Here is an 8,372-nt window from a genome sequence, read left to right as displayed (position 1 = left end):
TTTCCAGGAAACCAATGATACGGCTAACATATTCCTGCAATGCTGCCAACGCTGTTATAGCCGGGGTTTCCAGCGTGCCCAGGCTCGTGGTTACATTGACCGCGATGCCGGGTTGCGCCAGCTGGAAGGCTATCTGACGATACACTTTGAGGTCCTGCTGTGCGAGTTCAAATGGCTGTTTCGCATTTTTATACCGGTCCACGCCCAGCACTAACTGAATACTTAATGTTGGTTTTTGGGTGGTAGCATCTGTCGAGATCGTATAATTTCTGGCGATGTTGATCCACTGGTCTATCCCGATCACCGGATCCGTATACCCCGGTGTAATCTGTTGCTGTATCTTCCCGTTATCTTCCTTCAGGAGCGTGTTGCCGAATACATCCAGGAAGTTGAAGCTGATGGTCGCTGTTTTGCCATTGGCCCCATAGGGGTCCGTTTGTTTGCCGTTAACAGGTACCGGTTCTGCAAAGGGATAGATGGGTATTACGCCGCCATAATGCCAGATAGTATCATCGTCTGGTTGTGCGGAGATGGCGCCAACGCTATTTTTTACACCGTCTTTCTGATCCAGCGGACCGGCAGGCAGGGCATAATCTGTTTGCCGGAATACGCCAGTGCTGGCGTCAATACGGTATTCCATCAGCTGGAATAATTCACTCAGTTGTTGATCAGCGCTCTCCGTCAGATTGCTCGATTGTAAGGTGGCAGGGTTCACCCGTTGTCCTTTGAACATGCCTGTTCCTGGCAGAATGGTCGCCTGTATGGTTTGCAGTACCGGATCAAAATTATCGGCCTGGGCTTTGGTGAGTGCGATGCCTGCATACACGGAATCCTGTGCAGGATCTGTTTTAGTATCCACCACTACGCTGTTGACATACTTCGGCAGAATAAACCCGCTGCTGGCGCTATCTGCCGGAATGTTATAAGATACGAGTATGGTGATAGTGCCTTTACCTTCTTCATCAAAAATATATCCTGGTAGTCCGCCGCCGGTAGCATTACTATAGTGCAGGTAATAACCACCGGAGCGCACGATAGAACATTCCCACAGGAAACGTAAGAACGTGGGTGCATCCATGCCCAGCAGGTTGTTGGCGGTTGTTGCTGTTAGGTTTTTAGCAGACAGCCCTGGATTGGATACTGTGGAGAAGTTGGTTTGCAACAGGAAGGTTTTATACTTGCTGAGTGCATTCGATATAAGGCCGTTGACCGGTTCACCGTCGGTATTTTTTGCGGTGTTGTCGGCAAACAGGATATCGAGGTTAGCGATGGGCGGTGTAGTGGCCAGCAGCAGTTGTTGCAGCAGCTGTCCGTCTGCTTCTCCACATCCTTCCACTACATATACATTATCGAGATAGCTACCGGGCATGGCTGCCACTGGCACCTGCCGGATACTAACGGTAACGGATGTACTCCAATACAGCGGCTTCATCACTGTTTCATCTTCCAGGCTGAAAGCGGTGCTGGCAGATTGTACCAGCAGCTGGTAAGGAATACCGGGATGCGCGCTGAGATATTGTTGCAGCTGCGCCGGGAAGGTCCAGATGTAGCTGTTGCCGGAAGTATTACTACGCTGCTGTGCATTAGGATTTTGCCAGGTAAAGCTGTTCGCCAGTGCAAATGTTTTAGGATGCAGGCGGTAACGGCGAACATCAGTTTGGGCATCCAGCGTAACGCCCGGTACCCATTGTGATTTCAGGAGGGCGGCTACCGCATCGGACATCGCCTGGTTAAATTCAAATAGCAGCGAGCCGGTATCGCCGAGATTGAGCCACGCGCGCGCCTTATCCGGCGCCAGTTTCACCGTCTGACCCAGTACGGTGCCTGTCAGGTTAAACTGTTGCCAGGAAGCTTCGTATAGTCCTATACGTGACTTGTCGTTGATGGCTTTGGGAATGCGCAGGCCATGCAGGAAAAACCGTGATACCGTACCTCCCAGGTTGGAGAGGTTAAATTGTGGACCTGCCTGTAATTCATCCAGTATCTCCTTGACTTTTTTGGTCGCCACAAAAGCATGCAGCAGTCCGGTGCCTGTAGGGAAGAGATCCGGCTGATTGATGTTGTGGCGGATAAAAATATCGGGTGCTATATTGTATTTGCCGGCCAGGGTGTAGAGTGTATGCGTTTCCGTATCTGGTACACTGTATACGAACGAAGGTACCTCCACTATGCCCTCTGTTGTTACCTGGAGATTATCTGCACCGGGCAATTGCTGTAGTAAATCTTTCAGCTGTTCGTTATCGCGGAGGCGATGCCGGAAAGCCGGAATATGTACTTTAGCCCCGGCATTCAGTGGCAGATGACGGTTGGCGAATGCGAGTCCTTCGGCGGTAACGCCATAGTGTGCATAACGTTTGGCGATCTTCGTAAAAGTATCTCCGGTAACGCTATGCAGTGTGGTTTGTTTGAATCCGTTGATGATATCCTGCAAGGCTGATTTAGCCATCATGTTGAAATAATCGCTAAACAGGAATTCGGCCATGGTCACGCTGTCATCTTCTCTCAATAGTTCCTGCACCTGACGCGCTTTGGCCTGTACCTGCATATCGGTGAAATACTGTTTGATGTATTGCAGGTATGCCGGGGTGCAGGCGCCGTTTTCACTGAACTTCACCGTTTCCTGTCCGCTCACCGTCATTTCAAGTAAAGGAATGATCGGAAAGTATCCTACCTCCAGGGCCGTTTCGTTGAAAGCGGCCGCCTGGTCAGCTTTCTGGGTGGTAATGGCCACGGCCGTAAATGCCTGCGGGAAGAAATGTTCATACATATCTTCCAGTGGAATGGCATCCGCTTCACCGGTAGTGAATTGCGTTTGTGAGAAGTACGCGAAGATCGCATTCACGTCGTCGATGCCAACCGGTTGATCCAGGATATTCAGCTCCTGTTCCTGTTTGGCGCTAAAATAGGCATTGAATATCCATGCCAGGAAAGCGCGGCTTAATACTGTGAAATCGGTATTGTTGGCGGATTTAGGTTGATTGCTGATATACAGTTGGGAGATGCCCACCGGTACTTTACCTGGTGTATCGCTGTCGCTGTATTTCACAGATAACTGTGGTATAAACAGCAGGTTCAGTTTTTCTTTCGGATAAGTCATGGGAGCTACCCAGTCCATTTTTGGAATGTCTATATCTCTTACCATATCCAGTGGTGTAAAGTAAGCGCTGCGATCCAGCATGGTTCCTTTGTCCCATGGTGCAGTGGTATTGGCGCCGATAGTGAAGCTGTCTGAAATAGTAGTACGGAAAGAGCAACTGATACTGATGCTGAACAGTCCCAGGTTAATGCGCACTTTCACCGCGGCATATACTTCTGCGGTGAAGGTCACCAGCGATTGCCGGTATGCTTCGAGCACCAGTTGGGCGGCGATGCGCACCATCACTTCCAGGGAGGCGCTGATGATAGCGAAATCTATCTCTCCGTAAATCCTTCCTACCAGCGCAGCTTGTGCCTGTACACGATAATACAGCTCTTCCTGCGATGCCTTCACAAGTGCGGTAGGATTGGCTTTGTACCAGGCCAAAACGCCTTCCAGTATTACCTGGATAGTAAGACTCAGCTCTGCTTTCAGCACACCCTTATCGATGTTTTTGCCGATGCCTGCCCGGATGCCGATGCCGAAAATGATCACAGGATTGAACTGCCCGTCTGCTTTGGGAAGCATGGTAGCGGTATCGTTACTGAGTTTACCAAAATAGAATCCACCGGAGCCGGTGAAGATCGACAGCTCCAGTCCAAATGAACGGGAGAAATTCCCGTTCTTCGGAAAGCCCATGTCTATAATGAAATCGCCGTTGGTGTAAATAGAAAGTGTGATGGCTGGTAGTGTCACGGCCACGGCGCCAAACTGTTGCTGACGCACGAAGTCGGGCAGTACCAGGTCTATCTGATATACACCTACATTATCGTTTATTTTCTTGTAGAGAATTTCGAAGTAAAGGTTCTTGAATTTACCATCTGTAACGCCAATGGATATACCATACATTACCGGATCGTAAAATACGATGTTGAATTGTATGTATTCTACGATCAGGAATTTGGCACCAAATAATACGCCGTTGTTCTTGTCGAAATACAGGGATGGAGGGAGTTTTCCGCCGCTGCTATCTTCTTTGAATGCGTCGGCCAGATTGGTAATGGCCTGCGATACAGAGGTAGCAGGTTTGGGCTGAATGATGCCGATCTGGTTGCCGATGCCGAGGAATTGTAACTTGAAGGTACTGTTACCAAATCCAGGAACCGCAGGCGCCTGCGCAGGATCGCGCAAGTCCCAGTCGGGTCGTTGCGCCGGTTGCAACTGATCAATGGGCATACCCAGGAAAGTACCTTTGGTGACCTTGAACATCACCGGGCCATTATTGGTGTTGGGATCAGGGGAATAGAGGAGGCTCAGTTCCTGGATATTTATAAATACCAGGTTGATGTTGGCCGGCCATACCAGTCCTATTGTTTTTTGATTGGTGAGTTTATCCTGCTGGAAAACAAAATTGATGTTGTTAATCGGAATATTGTTGATGAAATTCCATGGCGACGGAATGACGGCTACTTCTCCGGTAGCGGCTTCCACGAGACTGGAAATCACATCGCCCAGCGATAGTGGTTTATTGGGATCGGTGGACTGCAGGCCGAATTCGAATCGGAGTTCCTTTTCGTTGTTAGTCACATCTGCCTTGGCGATAATATCCTTAAAGGTGAGCAGGAAGCTGAATTGACTGAAAGCGCCGCCGGCATAGGTAGCTACCGCCTCAAAGGAAATGCCGCCGAATAGCACCGTACCCTGCACTTTGGTACCGTTATAAGGACTGGCTGTTATCCTGGAATCATATTGGAGATCCACATTGGCTTTAATGGTCAGTTTATCGAATAGCGTCAAACTGCCGCCCAGCGTGAAGTCGAGTGTATTGTAGGGCGTATCGGTTTCCGTAGTGCCTTTTGCCATAGCCACATTAATCTGGCTGATGAGGACCTGTGGAATACTTTTGTCGTCAATGCCTGGAATATATTTGGCCAGTACTTCATTGACAGTGATACCGTCTGCGCCTGTATTATCAAGGCTACCGGAGAAGCTCCAGCTTTTTTGGCTATATGCAGCTGCCAGCGCGATGATGACCTGACGGCTTTCGGTACCGAAGTTAAACGAGCCGTTGGCGGCCATATCCAGGAAGGCATCATACTTTTCTACTGAAAAACCTATCTTATCCATTTGCAGGTTCATACTGCCGATGGTGAGGATGGTCCATGTATCGGTAGGCGCAATGGCCATCGCCACGGAGAAGGAACCGGAAGATGGTTCAATGGACAGATCAAATTCTGTGATCTTCAGGCCGGGAAGAATGTCTACTACCGATGGCGGCATATGCAGTGCCAGCAGGAGCGCTTTCAGTTCCAGTTCTTCTTCCAGGGAACCGGCAAACTTCCAGGGAGCAATGGAAGATGGCTTGGTGGCGGACATGCCGAGCACCAGTTTCTTGTTGGTTGTTTTATTGAGTATCCAGGTAACCGTGGCTTCTATGCGGCCGGAAATATTTTTTTCGCTGACAGAGGTATTGTTGATGGCCAGAGACACCAGCAGGTCTGTTAGCTCAAAGTAGCCTGGTACAAGGTTCCAGGCCGGAGAGTCCGGCGTGGATTGTATGGTAAAAGCAAAACGGAGTAGTTTGGATACCTCTCCAAATTGCCAGGAAAGAGCAAGGTCGTTGATAACAAAATCACCAATTTGCATGAGGCCCGGCGGAGATGCTGAGGTAAGCGCATTGTTGCCGAGGATGCCACTGAGAGAACTGATCGAGGGCAGTGGAATTTCTTCACTTGTCACGCTCAGTATCCAATTCTTTTGTTCCGGTATTTTAGACAGCATTACCGGAATAGATACGTTGCCGTCATCCAGCTGCAATACGCCCCCCAGTTCGCCGCTGGTACCTTCAGCGGTGTAGGGTAGTGGTATATCCAGGGCCAGCCTGAAATTTTTGTCGAGGTAAATGGCTTGTTGCAGCATGGGTAGCGTCCACTCGTTAGCGGAGTGGATGGCAAATGCTACTTTGGTAAACGAGAAACCATTTTGAAATCTGAAGCGTATGGTCAGGTATTCCAATACGATTTCATTGAGTTTTTCGTATAGTCCTTTCGGTAAGAAACCTTTTACACCGGGAACAATGGCAATGAGTTTTCCAATGCCCAGCGGTGCGTTATCGTTCTTCAGTGTAATATCCCAATCATCTGTGAGTGGAATAGGAATGGTGGCAGCTGCCTGTACTTTCTCTTCCGGGTTGGCATAATTCACGGCAGCGGTACCTTTGATGCTACCGGAAAAGTTGAGGGGATCTGCTGCATTGTATCGTTGGCCCGTCAACGTTAGGGTGATGCCCTCTTCAATCATGAGTTGATCCTTTACAATCTCCCATGGTTTTTTTGAGCTCACCATTACCTGCACTATGCTGAGGGATTTTTCCAGCGGATCAAATCCTACATAAAATGCGTCCAGCTCAATGTTTTCCAATATCGTAATAAACTGTTCCGGCAGTATGCCTGATATGGAAATACCTGTCAATTCATCCAGGATAGCCACGCCGTTGCTCAGTGGGGTAGGTTTGGGGAGTGCCAGGTACCATCCGCTTACGCCTATCGGCAATCCTATTTCTATGGCAACGTTTACGGTACCTTTTGTATTGACAAGCGTGCCGCTGGCGATACATTGATATGCATTTCCTTCCTTTCTTACGGTATTGGATACACGAAGTGTAGGTGCATCCACGTAAAGGCTGGTATAGCCCAGGAAGGACCATTTTTCTCCGGTGCCGGTGAGGGTGAAGGCTGCGGCAGCGGATTCGAATACGAAAGACAGTCCGTCGATGGGGACCGCAGGTATCAGTCCCGGGGTCTTGCTGGAAGGCACCAGACCCGCTTCGTATATAGCACTCAACGTCATAGACAGATCCGCATAGCTATTCATCGTCATAGACAATTTGCTGTTTTCATCTACCGTAAAAACGGTATTGATTTTTATCTGCAGATTAAACAGGGTAGCGGTAGCCGTTACCTGCAGCGCGTTGTCGTTCGGATTGCCGAATGTTGTGCCGGTGAGTGGGATACTATCTGTATTGATCAGCTGCTTGAGCAGTTTGATAATATCGGGGGATTCAAGGGATGCCTCACTGAACGCCTGCAGAGAAGTGATTTTCTGCTGCAATTGCTGAATCCGTGGATTAGTCACCGGTGTTATAGCTATGTTTGTCTTCATGGTGTTGAGGCTGTTTATTCTGCGATGAATAAACGGTTGTTTTCATTTCTCGTTCCTGGGAAAGGATGTGCGGTACTCAGTAATACGGATTGTGTAAGTGCCGCATCATTTGTTTGCTGATGCAGTACGGTCATCCACACCGACCAGTTGCCGGAATACCAGGCCGTCATGGCTATCTGGTCTACCAGCATTTGCCGGAGTGCGGAATGGTTTTCTGATTTATCGGGGAGGCTGTCCATCCCTCGTAAGCCCTCCACTGCGCGCATGGCTTCGTGCCAGGCTTTGGTGCGTTTGAACATCCGGTTGTCGGCATGTTGCAGATGCACGGTCTCGGGTATACGTAGTTCATTGGTAGCAGCATCGTAATATTCCAGTTGCATATTCAGCTGGAAATGGTTGATGGTGTTAAAGGCTTTTTGGTAGAGCGTTGCTGCTGCCGCCGGATTAGCCACCACAAAGACCAGTTCCATTTCCTGTTCCAGTATCCGATCACCGTCGGTGTTAACGACCACATATTTTACCGGACGCAGTTCATATTGCAATGGACTGTTGTACAGGTTGAAGGACATATCTCTGTCGGGCCACAGCAGCGCATCTGCACTGAGTGTATTGAGTTCGGGCACGCGGATATTGTTCCGGCAGTCGTTGCAGATCAGCAGCAAATCATCCCACATGGAAACGTTCACGTTTTCCGGCCAGGTGGCAGTATACCGCAGGTGTTCCACATGATAGCCGCTGAGCATCATTTCACAATAGGAGCAATAGTTGCCGATGGTATCTATCAAAGCATTTGTAACGGTGCTGGTTTTTACCGGTCCGTTCTGCTGTTGTAACTGCTGTATATGAGGAGAAATTTTATTGACAGGTCTCATGGATTTTATTTTAAGGCATGTTGGCAGCATTGGTGCCAGGAAAATAGAATTGCGGACGAGTAGGATCTGTTGTTGCATTTTTGAACGACGTATATACTGAAGCCGGTACGGTAGGAGGCGATTTCTGGAAGAAAACATATGCCCAAATGCTGTAGTAGCCGGCTGCCTGCACAGTAGCAATAATCTGGTTGACCATGTAATCATATGTTGGTGTACCCGGTTGGAAACCTTGTAGTCTGAACATCGCCAATAGTGCATTCATC

3 protein-coding genes are annotated in these 8,372 nt (G+C 49.1%); all 3 read right to left on the bottom strand.

Annotation, left to right across the window (positions count from 1 at the left end; genetic code table 11):
• Nucleotides 1-7,237: hypothetical protein (locus VIP81_RS26915; protein ID WP_331968636.1), on the bottom strand; the 7,237-nt coding region annotated here is incomplete at its 3' end.
• 14 nt (nt 7,238-7,251) lie between these two features.
• Entirely contained in the window at nt 7,252-8,109 is an 858-nt protein-coding gene (locus tag VIP81_RS26910; protein WP_331968633.1) for a hypothetical protein, read from the bottom strand.
• Nucleotides 8,110-8,119: 10 nt separating this feature from the next.
• Nucleotides 8,120-8,372: hypothetical protein (locus tag VIP81_RS26905; protein ID WP_331968629.1), on the bottom strand; the 253-nt coding region annotated here is incomplete at its 5' end.

Source organism: Chitinophaga sp. (assembly GCF_036566945.1).
GTDB lineage: Bacteria > Bacteroidota > Bacteroidia > Chitinophagales > Chitinophagaceae > Chitinophaga.
Note: the sequence above shows the minus strand (reverse complement) of the source record. Positions and strands in the feature narration are given on the sequence as shown.

Excerpts from the sequence above, each read along its gene's own strand:
- VIP81_RS26910 (WP_331968633.1), bottom strand. The coding sequence starts at position 8,109 with ATGAGACCTGTCAATAAAATTTCTCCTCATATACAGCAGTTACAACAG.